The 19,169-nt window shown below is 64.7% G+C and carries 16 protein-coding genes and 1 pseudogene; 9 read left to right on the forward strand and 8 right to left on the reverse strand.

The features are described from left to right. Positions 1-133: 133 nt before the first annotated feature. On the reverse strand, positions 134-505 hold the full coding sequence (locus L1F31_RS06545) for a hypothetical protein (RefSeq protein ID WP_265419840.1): 372 nt from the start codon (positions 503-505) through the stop codon (positions 134-136). A gap of 126 nt (positions 506-631) precedes the next feature. On the opposite strand from L1F31_RS06545, the gene L1F31_RS06550 reads away from it, so the two are divergent. The 8 genes and pseudogenes from L1F31_RS06550 to L1F31_RS06585 all read left to right on the forward strand — a co-directional run bounded on the left by L1F31_RS06550 (position 632) and on the right by L1F31_RS06585 (position 11,038). Then, positions 632-2,224, forward strand: coding sequence for a peptide chain release factor 3 (locus tag L1F31_RS06550; protein ID WP_265419841.1), 1,593 nt, complete (start codon positions 632-634; stop codon positions 2,222-2,224). Between the two features lie 163 nt (positions 2,225-2,387). After that, positions 2,388-3,473: an inositol-3-phosphate synthase gene (locus L1F31_RS06555; RefSeq protein WP_265419842.1), complete on the forward strand. Its 1,086-nt coding sequence runs from the start codon at positions 2,388-2,390 to the stop codon at positions 3,471-3,473. A 303-nt stretch (positions 3,474-3,776) separates the two neighbouring features. Beyond that, complete coding sequence (locus tag L1F31_RS06560) at positions 3,777-5,354, forward strand: AbgT family transporter (protein ID WP_265419843.1); 1,578 nt, start codon at positions 3,777-3,779, stop codon at positions 5,352-5,354. A gap of 235 nt (positions 5,355-5,589) precedes the next feature. Beyond that, positions 5,590-6,384 (forward strand): Bax inhibitor-1/YccA family protein, encoded by a 795-nt coding sequence (locus L1F31_RS06565; RefSeq protein ID WP_265420404.1) that lies wholly within the window; start codon positions 5,590-5,592, stop codon positions 6,382-6,384. A 267-nt stretch (positions 6,385-6,651) separates the two neighbouring features. Beyond that, positions 6,652-7,548 carry a dihydrodipicolinate synthase family protein gene (locus L1F31_RS06570; protein ID WP_265419844.1) on the forward strand — a complete coding sequence of 299 codons (897 nt, stop codon included), beginning with the start codon at positions 6,652-6,654 and terminating at the stop codon, positions 7,546-7,548. Further along, on the forward strand, positions 7,545-9,062 hold the full coding sequence (locus L1F31_RS06575; RefSeq protein WP_265419845.1) for an aldehyde dehydrogenase family protein: 1,518 nt from the start codon (positions 7,545-7,547) through the stop codon (positions 9,060-9,062). Before L1F31_RS06570 ends, L1F31_RS06575 begins: the two co-directional genes overlap by 4 nt. Positions 9,063-9,111: 49 nt before the next feature. Then, positions 9,112-9,438 (forward strand): hypothetical protein, encoded by a 327-nt coding sequence (locus L1F31_RS06580; RefSeq protein WP_265419846.1) that lies wholly within the window; start codon positions 9,112-9,114, stop codon positions 9,436-9,438. Between the two features lie 113 nt (positions 9,439-9,551). Further along, a pseudogene (locus L1F31_RS06585) lies at positions 9,552-11,038 on the forward strand (molybdopterin-dependent oxidoreductase). A 148-nt stretch (positions 11,039-11,186) separates the two neighbouring features. Here the strand turns inward: L1F31_RS06585 and L1F31_RS06590 are convergent. Continuing rightward, a complete protein-coding gene (locus L1F31_RS06590; RefSeq protein WP_265419847.1) occupies positions 11,187-11,618 on the reverse strand; it encodes a VOC family protein in 432 nt (143 codons plus the stop codon). An 18-nt stretch (positions 11,619-11,636) separates the two neighbouring features. On the opposite strand from L1F31_RS06590, the gene L1F31_RS06595 reads away from it, so the two are divergent. Then, positions 11,637-12,533: a helix-turn-helix domain-containing protein gene (locus tag L1F31_RS06595; RefSeq protein ID WP_265419848.1), complete on the forward strand. Its 897-nt coding sequence runs from the start codon at positions 11,637-11,639 to the stop codon at positions 12,531-12,533. 31 nt (positions 12,534-12,564) lie between these two features. On the opposite strand, the gene iadA is transcribed toward L1F31_RS06595, so the two are convergent. From iadA to L1F31_RS06625, 6 genes are all read right to left on the reverse strand, one after another. Further along, on the reverse strand, positions 12,565-13,743 hold the full coding sequence (gene iadA, locus L1F31_RS06600; RefSeq protein WP_265419849.1) for a beta-aspartyl-peptidase: 1,179 nt from the start codon (positions 13,741-13,743) through the stop codon (positions 12,565-12,567). 61 nt (positions 13,744-13,804) lie between these two features. Beyond that, positions 13,805-14,635 (reverse strand): ABC transporter ATP-binding protein, encoded by an 831-nt coding sequence (locus L1F31_RS06605; RefSeq protein ID WP_265419850.1) that lies wholly within the window; start codon positions 14,633-14,635, stop codon positions 13,805-13,807. Continuing rightward, the gene (locus L1F31_RS06610) at positions 14,632-15,423 is read right to left on the reverse strand and encodes an ABC transporter ATP-binding protein (protein WP_265419851.1); all 792 of its coding nucleotides are present in this window, start codon (positions 15,421-15,423) and stop codon (positions 14,632-14,634) included. The genes L1F31_RS06605 and L1F31_RS06610 overlap by 4 nt, the downstream gene beginning before the upstream one ends. Next, positions 15,420-16,355 carry an ABC transporter permease gene (locus tag L1F31_RS06615; protein WP_265419852.1) on the reverse strand — a complete coding sequence of 312 codons (936 nt, stop codon included), beginning with the start codon at positions 16,353-16,355 and terminating at the stop codon, positions 15,420-15,422. The genes L1F31_RS06610 and L1F31_RS06615 overlap by 4 nt, the downstream gene beginning before the upstream one ends. Further along, positions 16,352-17,461, reverse strand: a complete 1,110-nt coding sequence (locus tag L1F31_RS06620) for an ABC transporter permease (RefSeq protein ID WP_265419853.1) — start codon at positions 17,459-17,461, stop codon at positions 16,352-16,354. Before L1F31_RS06620 ends, L1F31_RS06615 begins: the two co-directional genes overlap by 4 nt. A gap of 2 nt (positions 17,462-17,463) precedes the next feature. Beyond that, the gene (locus L1F31_RS06625; protein ID WP_265419854.1) at positions 17,464-19,032 is read right to left on the reverse strand and encodes an ABC transporter substrate-binding protein; all 1,569 of its coding nucleotides are present in this window, start codon (positions 19,030-19,032) and stop codon (positions 17,464-17,466) included. Positions 19,033-19,169 lie beyond the last annotated feature (137 nt).

Here is a 19,169-nt window from a genome sequence, read left to right on the forward strand (position 1 = left end):
CGGTGCAACGGGTGGTTGTGGCGGTCGTGGTGACGGATGGCGCGGTACCTGTAGGAGGTGATTCGAGGTGTAGGGCTCGCCGCGGAGTGTAGGACTTGCCGCGAAGTGTATGACTTGCAGTGCTCGACGGCGGTCAGGCTGCTGGGTGGATCAGTGCGTCCAACAGTGCCCAGAGCGGCAAGGCGGCAGCGGCGAGGAACGCGGCGGCCGCCCACCAGCAGCGCCACCTCCAGGTGCGGCGACGAGTGCCGATGAAGAGGAACGCGATCCAGAAGATCACGCAGAACGCTCCGGAGAGGCTGAGCAGCACGAAGCTGGCGGCTTCCCATCCGGATGTGCCTAGATCGAAGATGTACTTCGTCACTTGGGCGATCTGCAGAGAGAACATGATGGCGAACGCGAGCAGCGGTACCCCGAGCACGCCCGCGACGATGAGCGGCAGAGCCTTGAGCCAACGCTCCTTCGGCTCCGAACGGCCGGCGTATTCGACGAATTCCTCAGACATCGCTCACCAGCATATGAGCCGAATCCGACAACACGCTGGACGCAACGCCCGCCCGCCCAACTGCCCGCGTGAGACTGTGACTGAACGGACACGCGGGAACGAGACGAAGAACGATAGGATATTGCGGTGACTTCTGGCCATTATTCCGATAAGGACATCCGACACGAGGCGGCCCGCCGCCGCACGTTCGCTGTCATCTCCCACCCCGACGCGGGCAAGTCGACGACCACCGAGGCGCTCGCCCTGCACGCACGCGCCATCGGCCAGGCAGGAGCCACCCACGGCAAAGCGGGCCGCCGCGCCACCGTCTCCGACTGGATGCAGATGGAGCAGGACCGCGGCATCTCCATCTCCTCGGCTGCGCTGCAGTTCGAGTACCGCGATGCAGTGTTCAACCTCGTCGACACCCCGGGCCACGCCGACTTCTCCGAGGACACCTACCGTGTACTCTCCGCCGTCGACTGCGCCGTCATGCTCATCGACGCCGCCAAGGGCCTCGAGGCGCAGACGATGAAGCTCTTCGAAGTCTGCGCCCACCGCAATATTCCGATCATCACGGTCATCAACAAGTGGGACCGTCCGGGCCTCGACGCCCTCGAACTCATGGACGAAGTCCAACAGCGCACCGGCCTCCTGCCGACCCCGATCACCTGGCCGGTCGGCCAGTCGGGAGATTTCCGCGGCGTCCTCGATCGCAGCAGCGGTGAGTACACGAAGTACACCCGCACCGACGGCGGTGCGACCATCGCCGGTGAGGAGACCTTCCCCGCCGAGGCAGCCGAAGACCTCGAAGGCGATGCCTGGACGACGGCCGTCGACGAATCGGATCTGCTGGAGATGGAAGACCAGAACCACGACCAGGAGACCTTCCTCGCGGGGAAGACGACCCCGGTGATGTTCGCCTCCGCCGTGCTCAACTTCGGCATCCACAAACTCCTCGACATGCTCGTCGACTTCGCCCCCGCCGCCGAGGCGCGCCCGGACAAGGACGATCAGCCCCGTCCCGTCGACGATCCGTTCTCCGGATTCGTCTTCAAGGTCCAGGCCGGCATGGATTCGAACCACCGCGACCGTCTCGCCTATATCCGTGTGTGCTCCGGAGTGTTCGAACGCGGAACCGTGCTCACCCATGCGAGCACCGGCAAGCCCTTCGCCACGAAGTACGCTCAGCAGGTCTTCGGCCGCGACCGCGATGTCGTCGACGAAGCCTTCCCCGGCGATGTCGTCGGCCTCGTCAATGCCTCCGCGCTGCGCGTCGGCGACTCGCTCTACCTCGACAAGAAGGTCGAGTTCCCGGGCATCCCGACGTTCTCGCCCGAGCACTTCATGGTCATCCGGGCCAAGGACTCCTCGAAGTACAAGCAGTTCCGCCGCGGCATCGAACAGCTCGACCACGAGGGCGTCATCCAGGTGCTGCGCTCGGAGCTGCGCGGTGATCAGGCACCTGTGCTCGGTGCGGTCGGTCCCATGCAGTTCGAGGTCGCCGAAGACCGGATGACCAACGAGTTCAACGCCCCCTGCACCCTCGAGCGCCTCAACTTCTCGCTGGCGCGTCGAACCACCCCCGAGTGCGTGCCGACGCTGGCCAGGGAGCGGTCCGTCGAGGTCCTCCACCGATCGGACGGAGAGCTGCTCGCGCTGTTCTCCGACCGGTGGCGCCTGCAGGGTGTGCAGAAGAACCATCCGGATCTGGTGCTCGAACCGCTGGTCGTCAGCTGAGACGGCAGCCAGACAACGGCCATGGTCGGAGGCCGATGCCCGGCATTTTGACGGGGTCATTATTATGGATAGGTGGGCCTGAAATCATGAGGACCCGCTTGGGGAAGCCGCCCGCGGTGACAATGCCGCCGCTCGGTGAGACCCGAACAGACAAAGGAGAGATGTGGCAACGAAATCGATACGAGTCGCGATTGCCGGATTGGGCAACTGCGCCTCGTCCCTGATCCAAGGTGTGGAGTACTACCGGAACGCGGCCGCGGGGACGAAGGTGCCCGGTCTCATGCACGTGGAGTTCGGGGACTATCACGTCGGTGACATCGATTTCGTTGCCGCCTTCGACGTCGACGGCAAGAAGGTCGGCGTCGACATCGCCGAGGCGATCACCGCCAGTGAGAACAACACCATCAAACTCGCCGATGTGGAGCCGACCGGCATCGAGGTCCTGCGCGGACCCACGCTCGACGGCCTCGGTGAGTACTACCGCGACACGATCGTCGAATCCGACCGTGAAGCCGTCGACGTCGTCAAGGCGCTCAAGGACGCGGAGGCGGATGTCCTCGTGTGCTACCTGCCCGTCGGCTCGCAGGAAGCCGTCGAGTTCTACGCCCAGGCGGCCATCGATGCGAAGGTCGCCTTCGTCAACGCGCTGCCCGTCTTCATCGCCGGAACCAAGGAATGGGACGAGAAGTTCCGTGCCGCCGGTGTCCCGATCGTCGGTGACGACATCAAATCCCAGATCGGTGCGACCATCACCCACCGTGTGATGGCGAAGCTGTTCGAAGACCGCGGAGTCGTCCTCGACCGGACCTACCAGCTCAACGTCGGCGGCAACATGGACTTCAAGAACATGCTCGAGCGCCAGCGCCTCGAGTCGAAGAAGATCTCGAAGACCCAGGCCGTGACCTCGAACACCTCGGCTCAGCTGGCCGACCGCGACGTGCACATCGGACCCAGCGACTACGTCGAATGGCTCGATGACCGCAAGTGGGCCTTCGTCCGCCTCGAAGGCCGCAACTTCGGCGATGCGCCAGTATCCCTGGAGTACAAGCTCGAGGTGTGGGACTCGCCGAACTCCGCCGGCGTCATCATCGACGCCGTGCGTGCCGCGAAGATCGGCCTCGACCGCGGCATCGGCGGAGCGCTCATCTCCGCCTCCTCGTACTTCATGAAGTCGCCCCCTGAGCAGCAGGACGACGACGCCGCCCACGAGGCGGTCGAAGCGTTCATCCGGGGCGACCTCGAACGCTGATATCGCCGAGGCGGCCCCTCCTCACTTTCGAGTGCTGAGCCGCCGATGGGCCGGCAGGGCGCCGACCGCAGTCGATGCGGTCGACGCCCTGCGCCATTCATCCCCACCTCGGTGGGCGAGGCAGGCACACGACCGCCTCGGCGGGGGAGAGGTCACGCCCCACCTCGGCGCATCCGGTATTTGAGACCGCCGTGACACAACGGCGATTGTCCACGACACTTGTCTCTTCGACGTGATCGCACTCACATGTGCGGCACACGGCCCAGCGCACCGACCGGTGCCGAGACGACCGAGGAGACCCCCATGGCGAGCACCTCCGCTGCCACTGACGAGAAGCAGAGCGGCAAATCAGAGCTCAACTGGCTGATGCGCCTGCTCGTCATCATCGAGAAGGCCGGCAACAAACTGCCCCATCCCTTCTGGCTGTTCCTGTCCCTGGCCGTCATCGTCATGATCCTCTCGTCGATCTTCTCCGCCTCAGGACTCAGCGCCGTCAACCCGGCCACGGACGAGAAGGTGACGGTGACGAACCTCCTCGCCACCGATTCGCTGCGCGAGATCGTCGCGGGAGCCACGAACAACTTCGTCACCTTCCCACCTCTGGGACTCGTGCTCATCGTGCTCATCGGCGTTGCCGTGGCCGAACAGTCCGGGCTCATCCCCGCGATGCTGCGCGGGACCATCGCCGGTGCCTCACCGAAGTGGATCACCTTCATCGTCGCCCTGGCCGGAACCGCCTCGTCGATCGCCTCCGACGCCTCGTACATGATCATGATTCCGCTCGGCGGACTCGCCTTCAAAGCCGTCGGCCGCAATCCGCTGCTCGGCTGCCTCGTCGCCTACGCGGCGACCTCCGGCGGATATTCGGCGGCACCCATGGTCAACTCGCTCGACACCATCCTCGGCGGACTGTCGACATCGGCGGCACAGATCATCGACGCCGACTACACGGTCAGCCCGGTCGCGAACTTCTACTTCAACTTCGTCTCGATGTTCGTCGTCGCTGCGGCCGTGACCCTGGTGACCGAGCTCCTCCTGTCCAAACGAGCCGATCAGATCGAACTCGACGAGGAGGTCGACGACGACCACTTCGACGTGAAGATGGCCCTCGACGCCAATGAGAAGCGCGGAATGGTCATCGCCGTCATCAGCATCGTCATCTGCGCGGGTCTGCTGTTCGCACTCGCCTGGCCCGCCGGATCGTTCCTCCGCGACGAAGCTGGCGGCTTCGGCCCCGAATCCGGACTCATGGCCGGCATCGCCGCCATCATCGGCTTCGGCTTCTTCATCGTCGGCATCGTCTACGGCTACGCGACCGGATCGATCAAGAAGACCGCCGACATCCCGGAGATGATGGGCAAAGGACTGCTGCCCTTCGTCCCGGTCATCGTGCTGTTCTTCGCAGCCAGCCAGTTCCTCGCCCTGTTCAAGATGTCCAACCTCGGTGAGATCCTCGCGATCAAGGGCGCCGACGTCTTCGGAGCTCTCAACACCGGACCGTTCATCATCCTGCTCGGCGGTTGGCTGCTCGTGGCGCTGGGCGCCCTGTTCCTCACGTCCGGATCGGGACTGTGGACGCTCATGGCCCCGGTGCTCGTGCCGATGTTCATGCTCCTGTCCATCGCCCCGGAGACCACTCAGGCGCTCTACCGCATCGGCGACTCGACGACGAACATCATCTCCCCGATGAGCCCCTACTTCGTCGTCGTCCTCGGCTTCGTCCAGCGGTACAAGAAGGATGCCGGCATCGGCACGGTGCTCTCATTCACGATCCCGCTGTCGTTCGCCATGTTCGTCCTCTGGGGTCTGCTGTTCTTCATCTGGTGGGCCACCGGCATTCCGTGGGGCCCGGGCGCGGCCACTCACTATCAGATGGGCTGAGTCGCCGGACCGGGTGCGAGTGCCGAAACCAGCCGCATGAAGCGGGAATTCCCCAGCCGTCGCCGGTGTTGTCCACCACAAGATCACGATCGCGCAACGTCGGAACTCACTGGCTGGAATCCTCAGTTCCCGTCCAGACCGTCCGGTTAGACTGTGACCGTGAACGACCTCCGTGCAGCCTTGCAGCTGTGCGCATTCTGCTCAGATCGAAAGGATCTCGACCGTGAGTAACCCCATGATGAACCGGGCGATCAACCAAGGCGCCCAGGCCGGCCGCAACCAGCCGGTCATGTCCGATCAGGAACTCAACAACCTCTTCAACCAGCCGGCCGCTGAGAATCGCAACGCCGGCCCCCAGGTCGCCGACCGTGCGATGACGTATGACGACGTGATGATGAAGACCGGCGTGCTCTTCGCCATCCTCCTCGCCGGTGCTGTCGTCGGTTGGCTCGTGCCCGTCCTCGCTCTGCCTGCGGCGCTCATCGCGCTCGTGCTCGGCCTCGTCAATGCCTTCAAGAGGGAGCCGAGCAAGGCTCTGATCATCGGCTATGCCGCATTCGAAGGTGTCTTCCTCGGCGGCATCTCCTCGCTGTTCGAGACCATGTACCCCGGCATCGTCGTCCAGGCCGTGCTCGCCACCCTCTGCGTCTTCGGCGTCATGCTCGCCCTCTTCAAGTTCAAGGGTGTGCGCTACGGCTCGAAGATGATGAAGTTCATGATGATCGCCGTCGGCGGTTACGCGGTCTTCTCGATCATCAACTTCTTCTTCGCCATGTTCACCGGCTCCGGTGGTGCTCGCAGCGTCGAAATCTCGTTGTTCGGAATGACGTTCCCCCTCGGTGTCATCATCGGCATCGTCGCCACCGTGCTCGCCGCGATGACTCTGATCATGGACTTCCAGATGATCGAAGAGGGCGTGAAGCACAAGATCCCGGAGAAGTACTCCTGGATGTGCGCGTTCTCGCTCATGGTCACCCTTGTGTGGCTCTACATCGAAATCCTGCGCCTCATCTCCTACTTCAGAGACTGAGAGCAGCGCCGGCCGCAGGTGCACAGTCAGCTGCAGCCGGGCACTGAACGAAGGGCGGATCCCCGACACTGGGGGATCCGCCCTTCGTCGTCCTCGCCGAGGCGGCCGTGCCCTCATACACGGCCGCGTTGAGTGTCCGTTTCGAGACGCCCATTGCTTGTGATCACTTTTCTGCCTATCGTCTGAGATACCGACGAACATCGTCGGCGGACCGGCTTCATCGTTGAAGGCCGGACCGGAATTCTCATTGCCAGAGAGGACGATTCGATGACGAATCCGATGCGCGGTGTCTTCGCCGTTCCGACGACCCCCTACACCGAGGACGGAGACCAGAACCTCGACGCCGTGGCCGGTCGAATCGATCAGGTGCTCGCCTCCGGGGTGACCGGCATCCTCGGCCTCGGCGCCACGGGGGAGGCGCTGGCGCTGAGCGCCGCGGAGCGTGAGGCGCAGATCAAGACCATCGTCTCCGCCGTCGATGGTCGGGCTCACGTGGTCATCGGCTGCATGGCCTACACCCCATCGGAGATGTCGGCCCAGATCACCGCTGCCGCCGGCTGGGGCGCCGACGCCGTCATGGTCACCCCGCCCTTCTACGGCGGCCTCGACCCCGAAGCCGTCATCGCCGCCCTGCACCCGGTGCTCTCCGCATCCGAAGTGCCGGTGATGGTCTACAACAACCCGCATTCCACGGGCACTGACCTGCTCCCGGTCCACCTCGCCTCGCTCACAGACACCGGCCGACTCTGGAGCGTCAAAGAGACCTCCGGTGCGGCGACCCGCATCCGGGAGCTGCGCGAGCGCCTCGGCGAGGATATCGAGATCTTCGTCGGCGCCGACGGGATCGCGCTCGAGGGCTTCGCTCAGGGCGCCAGCGGATGGGTGGCGGCCTCCGCTTGGCTGCTGCCCGAACAGTGCCAGACGCTGTGGGAACTCGCCGCCCGCGGTGACTGGGCCGGAGCCGTCGACCTGTGGAGAAGCCTCGGGCGGGTGCTCGGACTCATCGAAGACAACTCGGCCTTCATCTCACTCATCAAACAGGCGCTCGGCCGATTCGGATATGAACAGGGCCCCGTACGTCCGCCCCTGCCGACCGCCGACCCCGAAGCGCTGGCGACGCTGCTTGACGCGATCGCCGAACTGGAGAGGAAACACACACCATGAGCACCACGACAACAGCCGAGAACAGCCTCGTCGACCGCGGCCGAACCGCACTGCGGGCCATCATCGACGGCAACGTCGGACAGTGGATCGGCGGCCGAGCCGTCACCGGTGACGGCGACGAAATCGGTCTGATCAACCCGAGCGACGGAACGGTCATCGGCAGCCTGACCGCGGCAAGCGAGGCGCAGCTCGATGACACGGTGGCCACAGCACGCGCCGCCTTCACCGAATCCGACTGGGCCGAGGACGCGAAGCTGCGGGCCCGTGTGCTGCGCCGCCTCGCCGACCTCGTCGACGCCGATGCCGAAGAGATCGCCTATCTCGACGGCATCGAAGCCGGCAAAGTCGCCCAAGGCAGCGTCGACGAAGACGTGCCCGACGTCGCCGCGAATCTCAGGCTCAGCGCCGATCTCATCTCCCGCGACGACGGACGGTATCTGCGCAGCCCTGATGGCTGGGGATGGGTGACGAAGGTGCCCAGCGGGATCGTCGGAGCGATCCTGCCGTGGAACTACCCCGTGGCCATGCTCGGCTGGAAGATCGCCCCAGCCCTGGCCGCCGGCAATGCGATGGTCGTCAAGACTTCCGAGGACTCGACGCTCAGCGCCCTCCACCTCGCGAAGCTCGCCACCGAGGCTGGGGTGCCCGACGGCATCCTCAACGTCCTCACCGGCACCGGTCCAGGCATCGGCGCCGCCATGGGACTGCACCACGATATCGACGTGCTCACCTTCACCGGGTCCGGACCCGTCGGCAGGTCCTTCCTCGAGTCCTCGGCACGGTCGAACCTCAAGAAGGTGTCGCTGGAACTCGGCGGTCGCGCCGGCTACATCGTCGATTCCGCGCACGCCACTGACTTCCCCGCCATCGCCGCCGACATCGCAGGAGCCGCCTTCGGCACCAGCGGCCAGAACTGCACCGCGGCGTCCCGCGTGATCTACGTCGGCGACGATGACGAGCGATTCGCCGAATTCCGCACCGCGCTCATCGACGCGACCGAGGCACTCACCGTCGGTGATCCGTTCGACGCGGACACGGACATCGGACCGGTGATCAACGCCCGCGCCCACGAACGCATCACCTCCTGGGTCGATGAAGCAGTGGACAAGGGCGCGCAGATCCTCAACACCCGCGCGGAGGTCCCAGAGACCGGCAGCTGGTACCCGCCGACAGTCATCGCAGGCGTGCCCGATGACAGCGAGCTCGGCCACGGAGAGATCTTCGGCCCCGTCACCCAGCTGCTGCGGCGCACCAGTCGTGAGGACGCCGTCGAACTCATCAACGGCGAACCCTACGGACTGGCCTCGAGCGTATGGTGCGAGGACATCGCACAGGTGCGGTGGTGGGCAAGTCGGATCCGCGTGGGCACCCTCGCCGTCAACGGCTACAGCGAAGGCACCGAGGCGACCCCGTTCGGCGGGATGCGGCAGTCCGGTTTCTGGGGCCGCGACAACGGCCCCGAGGCGCTGGAGACCTATCAGGAGACCATGACCGTCTGGGTGGCCGACGCCTGAACATCCGAGCTCCGCCGCTGCGGGAGGGGACGAGGACTATCATGAGTCCATGACCACAGCAGCGGCGGAACTCGAGACCGAGGTGCGCCGACTGCGCATCCGCATCATCTCGCTCACCACCGCCCACCTCGACGAGGCGGCCCCACCGGCACGAAGTCGCCGGGAGACCATCCACGCCGCGCTCGACGAATTCTCACGGATCGGATCCGGGGCGCGCCCGGTTCCGCGGCTGGGCGACCAGAACCTCGCCGATCAGGTCGTCGTGCTCCTCGAGCACGGACTGCACGCAGCCTCGACCCTGCCGGAACCTCAGCGCGGCGAACAGATCCGCACACTGACCGAGGCGGCCGTGGGCCTGCGGCGCACGCTCGCCTGAAGGCGCGGCTGAGGGGAGTGGAGATGAGCGCACACCGAACCGGAACGGCAGTCCTCGCCGGCGTCGTCGCCACACTCATCTACTTCGGCACCGCCGAGTTCATCGCACGTGCCATGGGAGAGGCTTCGGCACCGGCGCTCATCCTCGGTCAGGCACTCATTCCGCTGCTGCCGACCGTGCTCATCAAATCGGCGATCGCCCTCTTCGGCACGCAGGACAAACTCGCCCTCATCATCACGATCATCGCCGGAGGTGCCGGTCTCGGAGCGCTCATCGGCTGGATCGGTGCGCGTCGGCGCGGCCTCGCCCTCGTCCTCCTCATCGGCGTCGGGCTGCTGCCGGCGGTGCTCACACTGACCACAGGGTCTGCTGTCACCTCCACATTGCCGAGCCTCGGCGGCGTCGCAGCAGGAACTGCCGTCTTCCTCATCCTCCTCCGCATCGCCGATGCGACGACGAGCACAGCAATCGACGCCGGACTGCCGGATGACGGTCCGTCTGCCGGAGGACTCGGTGAGCCTGCACCACCGGATCGGCGGGCCTTCTTCGGTCTGGCAGCCGGTCTGAGCGTGGTCGGGATCGCCGCCGTCGCGGCCGGACAGTCCGCGGCTGCGCTGGCTCGCAGTGCGGCAGGGACGGTGACGAAACTCGTGCTCCCACGACCGGCCGCCTCGGTGCCGGCGATCCCGGCGGGAGCCGAACTCGCCGTCGCCGGACTCACCCCATTGGTCACCGCCAACGAGGATTTCTACCGCATCGACACCGCACTGATCCCGCCATCGATCGACAGCGAGACCTGGCAGCTGCGCATCCACGGCCGGGTCGAGCAGGAAGTCACGATCACCATGGCCGAACTGCTCGACCTGCCTCTGGAAGAGCACTACGTGTCCTTGGCGTGCGTGTCCAACGAAGTCGGCGGGGACCTCGTCGGCAATGCGAAATGGTTGGGCTACCCGATCCGGGAGCTGCTCGCCCGAGCGCAGCCGAAGAACGGTGCTGACATGGTGCTCTCGGGCTCCGACGACGGATTCACCGCCTCGACCCCGCTCGAAGTCCTCACCGGGCGGCACTGCTGGCCGTGGGGATGAACGGGCACGCCCTGCCGCGCGACCACGGATACCCGGCCCGCCTCGTCGTCCCAGGACTCTACGGGTACGTCTCGGCCACGAAATGGGTGACCGATCTCGAAGTCACCCGCTTCGCCGACAAGGAAGCCTATTGGACGACTCGCGGCTGGTCGACGCACGGGCCCGTGCTCGTCGCCTCCCGCATCGAGGTGCCCCGGCCCGGCGCCACGGTCACCCCGAAGGACGGCGACCGAGTCGTCACGGCAGGCATGGCCTGGGCTCAGCACACAGGGATCGGGACGGTGCAGGTGCGCATCGACAACGGCGATTGGCACGAGGCGGAGCTGAGCGAAGAGCTGACCGACGACACCTGGCGGCAGTGGCGCTGCGAGTTCACCGGCCTGGGCGCTGGAACACACACGGTGTCGGTGCGCGCCATCGACGCCGAAGGCACGGTGCAGACCTCCCAGCGGCGCCCAGCGATCCCGGGAGCCGCAACCGGACTCCACGATCGCCAATTCACCGTGGCCTGACCGGGCCATCTCGGCGTATGAAGCCGCGGGCGGCCGAGCGCCTGACCGCTCGGGGAAGGCGACCTCACCGGTGGGAACGAGAAGTATGCGGCGACGATTCTCGTCGACGGTCTCGACTCCTCGCACTACATCGTCGAGGTGGAGAAGCTCAGCCCCAGTTCTTCGCGTCGGTGATGCAGAACGGGTGACCGGCCGGGTCGATGAGCACGATCCAGGTCTCTCCCGGCTGCGGATCGGCGCGCGTGGCGCCGAGCTCCACGCAGCGGTCGGCCGCGGCCTGGATGTCATCGGCGGCCAGATCGAAGTGGAACTGTTTGTGCCCGTCGTCGGGCCACCTCGGCGGTGTGTGATCGGGGATCGTGCCGATGCCCAGGGCATGGCTGGGTCCGGTGAGCATCGCATAGTTCTCATCCGAATGGACGATCGGCCAGCCGAGCACGGCCGAGTAGAACTCGCCGAGGGCTGCGGCGTCCGGGGCGTCGAGGGTGACCATCGCCAGCGTGGCCACGGGTGCGGTCGCGCTGCCCGAGGTGGTCGAATCGGGGTCGGTGGGGTCTGCAGTGTTCAGTGTGTCAGTCATGTCTGACATTCTGGTGCCATGGACGAAGAGGTCACTAGGAGAAAAGCGTCACCGGCGCCCGATCATTTCTACGGGCGCGTTCTCAAGCCGGGTGAGCTGCTCGACCATGCCCGCTATTCCTCGGTGCGGGTGGTGGCCGAGCGTCTGCGTCCCTTCGTCAGACGCTATTGGGCCGTCGATTGGGATCTGCCGGCGGGGGAGGCCTATCAGTCGTCGACGGTGTCCGAGTCGACGATCAACCTCACCTTCGAATTCGGAACCAGTCGACGGTCAGGGACCGACGGGCCGGGAGCGTGGGTGACCGGTCCCGTGACTCAGCGGCGCTTCGACGTGGCCATCTTCGGTCGCGGCGGGGTGTTCGGGGTGAACTTCCACCTCGGCGCCACCCAGGCGTTCTCCGGCGAGATGCCGGCAGACATCCGCGACTCCACCGTTCCCGCCGCACAGTGGTTCCCCGCACTCGAACGCGACCTGGGCCTCGACGAGTCGTTCTTCCGCCAGTCGAACGAACCCGATATCGCGGCGCTCGCCGAGGCGGTCGAGAGCTGGCTGCTGTCCCGACGTCCGCAGATGTCCGGGGGATATATGAAGCTCAAACACCTGCTCGGCATCCTTGATGATCCGGAGGTCGTCAGCCTGGGAATGCTGTCCGCTCGTGCCGGAGTCACCGAACGCACGGTGCAGAGGATGTTCAGCCGATACTGCGGGGTCGGCGTGAAGAAAGTCCTCGCACGGGCCCGGATCATCGATGCCGTCGGCGCCATCGACCGTGGGTGGGACGGCTCACTGGCCGATCTTGCGGTGCGCTTCGGCTGGTTCGACCAATCCCATTTCAGCGCCGACTTCCTCAACGTCACGGGTTTCAGTCCTGGGGAGTACGCGCAGAGGAAGTCGGCGAGAAGAGGGCGCAGCTGATGGCCGGATGGGAATCAGACCGAGCCGCAGTTCAGCGACTCCGACCTGTTTCCGGCCGAGCGGACGGGGAATCGAATGTACCGCGAATACGCAGGTGTCCGTCGCCGATGGTCTGACGCCCCAGGGCGAACCCGTGCCGGATCGTGCGGTCCTCGTCGACCAGCAGCAGGTCGGCATCCTTTCCGGCGGCAAGGCGGCCCTTGCGGAACAGCTTCAGAGCATCGGCGGTATTGGCTGTGACGAAGGCGAGAACCTGGTGGAGGTCGAGTCCGCTGGATTCGACGCAGGCCCACACCTGCTCATACAGCGTCGACTGATCGGCGACCTGTAACTCGATCAGCCGTCCGTGAGCATCGAATCTGGGCAGGCTGCCGTTGGCATCCGAGGACAGCGTGAGATGGTCGAGATCTCCACCGAGCTCAACGTACCTCCGCACCGACTCCACGGTCGAGGCACCAGCTGTCATGTCGACGAATGCTCCCTTCGCCGCCAGCGCGACAGCATCGACCAAGAGCTCATCGTCCCTGGTGATATGCGTGGCATAGACGGCCGGCGGCGCAATCGGGTAGTCGTCGAGGAGACGATGAAGAGGACCGAGCCGAGACTCATGCGCCCCGACGTGGAAGTGAGTGACACCGGCCTTGCCGCTGAGCAGTCCGCCGACATGGCATTGGCTGACGATATCGGCGAGTGCCTCGATCGTCGGTTGGAACGACCGTCGTTCGGAGATGGCGATCTCACCGGCTCCGATCACCTTGTCGATGAGCACGATGTCGTCGACGACCGAACCGGTGATCGTCCGCGCTGGGAGCTGATAGCTTCCGGTATAGACGAATGTTGTGATTCCCTCTTCCTCAAGACCCCGAGCCTTGGCGAGAAGACCACCGTGCGAGCGGGTGACGGAATCGGTGCCGAGGCAGCCGACGACGGTTGTCACACCTGCGCGGATGATGTCGGTGACGCTGATCTCCGGGGTGCGAGTCGCGTAGCCTCCTTCTCCGCCACCGCCGGTGATGTGAACGTGCGGGTCGATGAGACCGGGTGTGGCGGTGAGGCCCGTGGCATCGATGACCACAGCACCCGGCAACTCGGCGACCGCGGCAGGATCCAGCTGACCGATGAAGGCGATGCGCTCGCCTTCGACGAGGATGTCGCGGACTCCCAGGGGCTCCGGAGCGAAGATCTCCGCCCCGCGGATCAGTGTGACCATGCCGAGGCTCCTTTCCGCACAGGCTCTGTGCGCCGTCGGTCCGTTCGAGACCGCGGATCGCTCATCCGGGAATGATCCCCTTGCCGTCGACCTTCGGGATGGCGGCCAACAGTTTCTTCGTGTACGGATGCTCGGGGCTGCTCCAGATCTGTTCGGTCGGAGCAACTTCGACGATGCGCCCGGCTTCCATGACGGCGACGCGGTCGGCGATGTCACGGACGACCGAGAGGTCATGGCTGATGAAGATCATCGACGCTCCGGAATTGATGGCCAGGTCGCGCATCATGCGTGCGATGCGGGCCTGCAGAAAGGCGTCGAGAGAGGCGATCGGCTCATCACCGACGAGCACTTTCGGTCCCGCGGCCAGTGCACGAGCAATCGCGATGCGCTGACGCTGTCCGCCGGAGAACGAATGCGAGTAGCGCTGTGCAGCGTTGGCCGGCAGGTCGACGGCGTCGAGGAGGGATTCGACGCTCCAGCGTCCGGACGGATCCAGGGCCAGCGCATCCTCGAGCTGTTCGCGAATCCTCCGCCGAGGGTTCAGCGACGCATAGGGATTCTGGAAGACCATCTGAATGCCCAACAGGCTCTTCGCACGCTTCTTCAGTCCCAATGCTCTGACGGGGCTGCCAGCGAAGGAGATCTGTCCACCGGCCGGTTTCTCCAGGCCGCAGATGAGTTTGGCCAATGTGGACTTTCCGCAGCCGGATTCGCCGACGAGCCCGAGGACTTCGGAATGGCCCAGCTGCAGAGATACTCCGTCGACGGCGCGGAAGCGTCCCCCGCCGTCGAGTTTGTATTCGCACGACACTGAGTCGAGGGAGAGCAGGGGTGTTTCGGAGGCAGCGGGTTCTTCGCGTACCGCGGCCCGTGTGTAGTCAACCGATGTCATTGTGCGACCTCTGCTCCCGGCAGTGATTCGATGAGCGAACGTGTGTATTCGTGCTCGGGCGCGGTGATGACCGTCTCTCGATCTCCGGTCTCGACGACGACTCCGTTCTTCATCACCACGATTGTGTCGGCCACCGATGAAAGCACCCCGAAATCGTGAGTGACGAGAAGGACTGCGAGATCGAGGTCGTCGCAGAGTTCTCGGAGCAGGCGGAGGATTCCCGCCTGCACCGTGACATCGAGTGCCGTGGTCGGTTCGTCGGCGATGAGGACCTTTGGATCGCAGATGATCGCCGAGGCGAAGGCAATTCTCTGCAGCTGACCACCCGAGAACTGGTGGGGATACTTGTGGACGGCCTCGTCCGGATGCGGAACCTTCGTGCGGCCGAGGATATCGATGGCCTTCGCCAGCGCCTTCTTCTTCGAGACCTTCTGGTGGTGCCGGAGATGATCGGTGATCTGGTCGCCGACGGTGAGCATCGGGTGGAAAGCCGAAGCCGGATCCTGGAACACCATGGACAACTGTGCCCCGCGGAGGCGGTTGTGGACTTTGGCAGGCATCCCGACGAGTTCGACTCCGTCGAAGTCGATGCTTCCGCTCAGCTGCGAACCGTCAGGGGAGAGCCCCATGATGGCCAGGCCGGTCTGGGTCTTGCCGGACCCTGAGGCGCCGGCCACCCCGGTGATGCGGCCGGCTTCGAGGTCGAATGAGACATCACGGAGGATGTGCGTGGTGTCTTTGCCCGTGGTCACTGAGAGGTTGAGGTCTCTGATGCTGATCGTGCTCATGACGTCGTCTCACCCACTTCCTGTGCGGTATGCGGATCGAGCGTGTCGCGCAGACTGTCGCCGATGAAGTTGAACGCCATGACGATGGTGAGGATGCACAGTCCGGGGAAGAACGCGATCCACCAGGCGGCGAACTGGGAGACTCCCTCGCTGATCATGGCGCCCCAATCGGGTGTCGGCGGCACCGCACCCAAGGACAGGAATGACAGACCGGCCATCGTGAGGATCGCGGATCCGACATCGAGGGTGGCGAGGACGACGACCGGGGAGATGACGTTGGGCGCGATCTCACGGACCAGCGATCTGCCGGCACTGAATCCCAGGAGCCGACCGGCGATGACGTATTCGCTGCTGCGCGCGGTCATCACCAGTGACCGGGTGACGCGGGCGTACGAGGGCCAGGACACGAGCAGGATGGCGATGATCGCGTTCTTCAGTCCGGGGCCGAGGGCCGCGGCGATGACCATGGCGAGGATGATCGTGGGGAAGGCGAAGACGAGGTCGGCGATGCGCATGATGATCTCGTCGACTGCACGGCCGAAGTAGCCGGCGATGGCGCCGAGGACCGAACCGAGCACTGCCGAGCAGATGACGACGAACACGGCGGCAGGCAATGTGGTGCGTGCGGCCACGACGATTCGTGAGAACACGTCGCGGCCCAAGGTATCTGTGCCCAGCAGGTTGTCGCCACCCGGCGCCCTGAGTCGTGCGAAGTCCTGCGCCAGGGGGTCGAAAGGGGCGATGAGCGGGGCGAAGATCGCCACGATCAGCCAGATGAGAAGGATGGCCGCGCCGACGAATCCGAGCGGGGTGCGCAGAGATCTCGGGAACCGGAACTGCCACCGTTTCACACCGGGCTCGACCGGGTCGCGGACGACCGCCTCGGCGCTGGTGGAACCGTTGGCAACGCGATTGGAGGAGCCGATGCTCATCTCACCCTCACTCTCGGATCCACGAAGCCGTAGATCAGGTCGACGATGAAGTTCACGAGGATGTAGACGATGCCGATGACCAGGCCGACGCCCATGATGACCGGCAGATCAAGTGTCGTCGCCCCTCGGTAGGCATATTGGCCCAGCCCGTTCCAGGCGAACACCGTCTCTGTGAGGACGGCTCCGGAGAGCAGGGAGCCGAACGCGAGTCCGACGACGGTGATGATCGGGACCAGAGCGCCGCGGAAGATGTACTTGAACACCACGGTCCTGCTCGGCAGCCCTTTGGCCTTCGCCGCGGTGACGTAGTCGAATCGGATGATGTCGAGGACGCTGGAGCGGCTGAAGCGGGTGAGCAGTCCGATCGTGAACAGTGCGAGCACGCAGGACGGGAGGATGAGATGTCCGAGCGCGTTCGTGAAGGTCGCCATCTGTCCGGCGAGGAGAGAATCGACGGTATAGAGTCCGGTCACCTTCGGGGGAGGTGTGATCCACGGGTCGAGGCGACCGGCGCCGGGCACGACCCGGAGTTTGAAGAAGAATACGAAGTAGGCGACGGTTGCGATCCAGAAGGTCGGTGCGGAGATGCCGATGAGGCTGAGCGTGCGGATCGCGTGGTCGACGATCGTGTTCTGCTTCAATGCGCTGAGGAGTCCGAGCAGCAGACCGAGGATGACGGAGATGAGGATGGCCCCGATGCCGAGTTCGATCGAGGCGGGAAAGACCTGCCCGATGGAGGCGAGCACCGGTGTGCGCGTCTGGTTGGACACACCCAGATCACCCTGCAGGAGGTTGCCGAGGTAGGTGAAGTACTGGACGATGAGCGGCTGATCGAGTCCGAGCTTCGCCCGCGTCTGGGCGACGATCTCCGGATCCGCAGCCGCCCTGTCGCCGAGGATGGCGGCGACAGGGTCGGTGGGAACGAGGTTGGTGAGCAGGAAGGTCACCACGGTCACGCCCCAGATCAGGAGGATCGATATTCCGATCCTGATGAGGATGAAGCGCAGCAGCGGGTGAAGCTTCGGAGGTTCGATCCTCTGGGCCGCGTCCGACTCGGGTCGGTCGGACGCGGCGACCTCGTGTGCTGCGGGGGAAGCTTCCGCCATCCTCACTCGGCCTTCGCGAAGTCGAACGAGGTGTCAGCGTTGGAGACGAACTTCGTGATGCCGGAGCCGACGGCGACAGTGTCGACGGGCTGGACCAAGGGGATCCATACGCCGGTGTCCGTGGTCGCTTTGTACAGCTTCGCATAAGCGGAGTCACGCTTGTCGTCTTTCGCCTTCGCCGCCTCGGCGGCCAGCTTCGTCAGCTCGGGATCGGCGTCCTTGCCCCAGTTGACGCGTTCGGCCACGCTGCCGCCGGGGATGAAGACGTTGTAGTTCGTCGGATCCGGGAAGTCGGCACCCCAGGTGCCGATGCCCATCGGCTGCTTGGCCGAGCGGAAGCCGTCGAGCTGAGTCGAACTCGGTGCGGGTTTGAGGTCGAGATTGATGTTCGCTTCCTTCAGCTGGGCCTGCAGGGTCTCGGCCAGCTGTGCGAGATCGACACCGTTGACGGCCTGATCGCTCGAGTAGTGGAAGGGGATCTTCTCGCCGTCGTAACCGGCCTTCTTCAAGAGCTTCTTCGCTTCTGCGAGATCACGCTCCGGTGCCTCATCCTTGGGCACAGCGCCGACGAATTCGTTGGGCACGAGGCTGGCCATGCGCTGGGATCCCTCGCCGGCGAGATCGATGAGCTTGTCGTAGTCGATCGCTGCCATCACGGCCTTGCGGAAGTTCGGGTCGGCTGCGGGGCCGCCGATCTTCTCGTCGGTGTTGTTGAAGATGTAGAGGCTGCGGGTCGAGGGCAGGCTCGAGATCTTGCCCATCGACTCGTCGATCTGCTTCGCCTGATCGGAGTTGAGGTCGTAGGCGACCTGAGCCTGACCGGACTGGATGTCGGTCAGCTGCGTCTCGGCGGAGACATTGCGCAGGACCACACGCTTGTACTTCGGTTCCGGGCCGTTGTAGTGCTCGTTCGCGGTCAGCACGACCTGGCTGTCGGCATCGTACTTCTCCACCTTGTAGGGACCGGAGCCCTGGGAGTTCTCGTTGAGGAACTGTTCGGCACCGTCGTTCTCATCGGTGGTCCCTTCGTTCTCCTTGACCACCTTCGAGTTCACGATCCCGATCGATGCGTTCGGAAGAATATAGGGCAATGCCGGATTGGGGTCCTTGCTGATGAGCTTCACGGTTTCGTCGTCGACCTTCTTGACGGTCACCCCATCGAGGAAGAACGAAGGATTGCCTTTGATCCCCTGGAGCCGTTCGAACGAGAAGACGATGTCGTCGACGGTGACGGGGTCTCCGTTGGAGAACTTCGCGTCCTTCTGTTTGAGAGTGAGCGTCATCTCCTTGTCATCATCGGACATCTCGAAGGAGCAGAGGCCGTCGGTCGGTTTGGTCAGGTCGCCGTCCTCGAACTCGAGGGCCGTCTGATAGACGGCATTGTCGATGGTCGATCCGGTGAACTCGAACTGACGATGCGGGTCGATGGTCTTGAGATTGAATGCGGTCTCCGCCACGATCGTGTCGCCGGAACCCCCGGCTTCATCGGAGCTTCCGCTGCATGCGGCAAGACCCGCCGTCAGCGCAATAGTCGAACAGATGGCCACGAAAGACCGGGTCAGACGCCTCATTGTGATCTCCCTAACAGTAAGTGTTGTGGGTCACACTAGAGACGAAATCTGCCCTGTGCAATTCAACGTGCCACAACATTGGGAGTTTTCTGCTGTGGGCTTCCGACAATGTCTCATGTGTCGAAACAGGGCAGGTC

It is taken from the genome of Brevibacterium spongiae, from assembly GCF_026168515.1.
GTDB classification, from domain to species: domain Bacteria; phylum Actinomycetota; class Actinomycetes; order Actinomycetales; family Brevibacteriaceae; genus Brevibacterium; species Brevibacterium spongiae.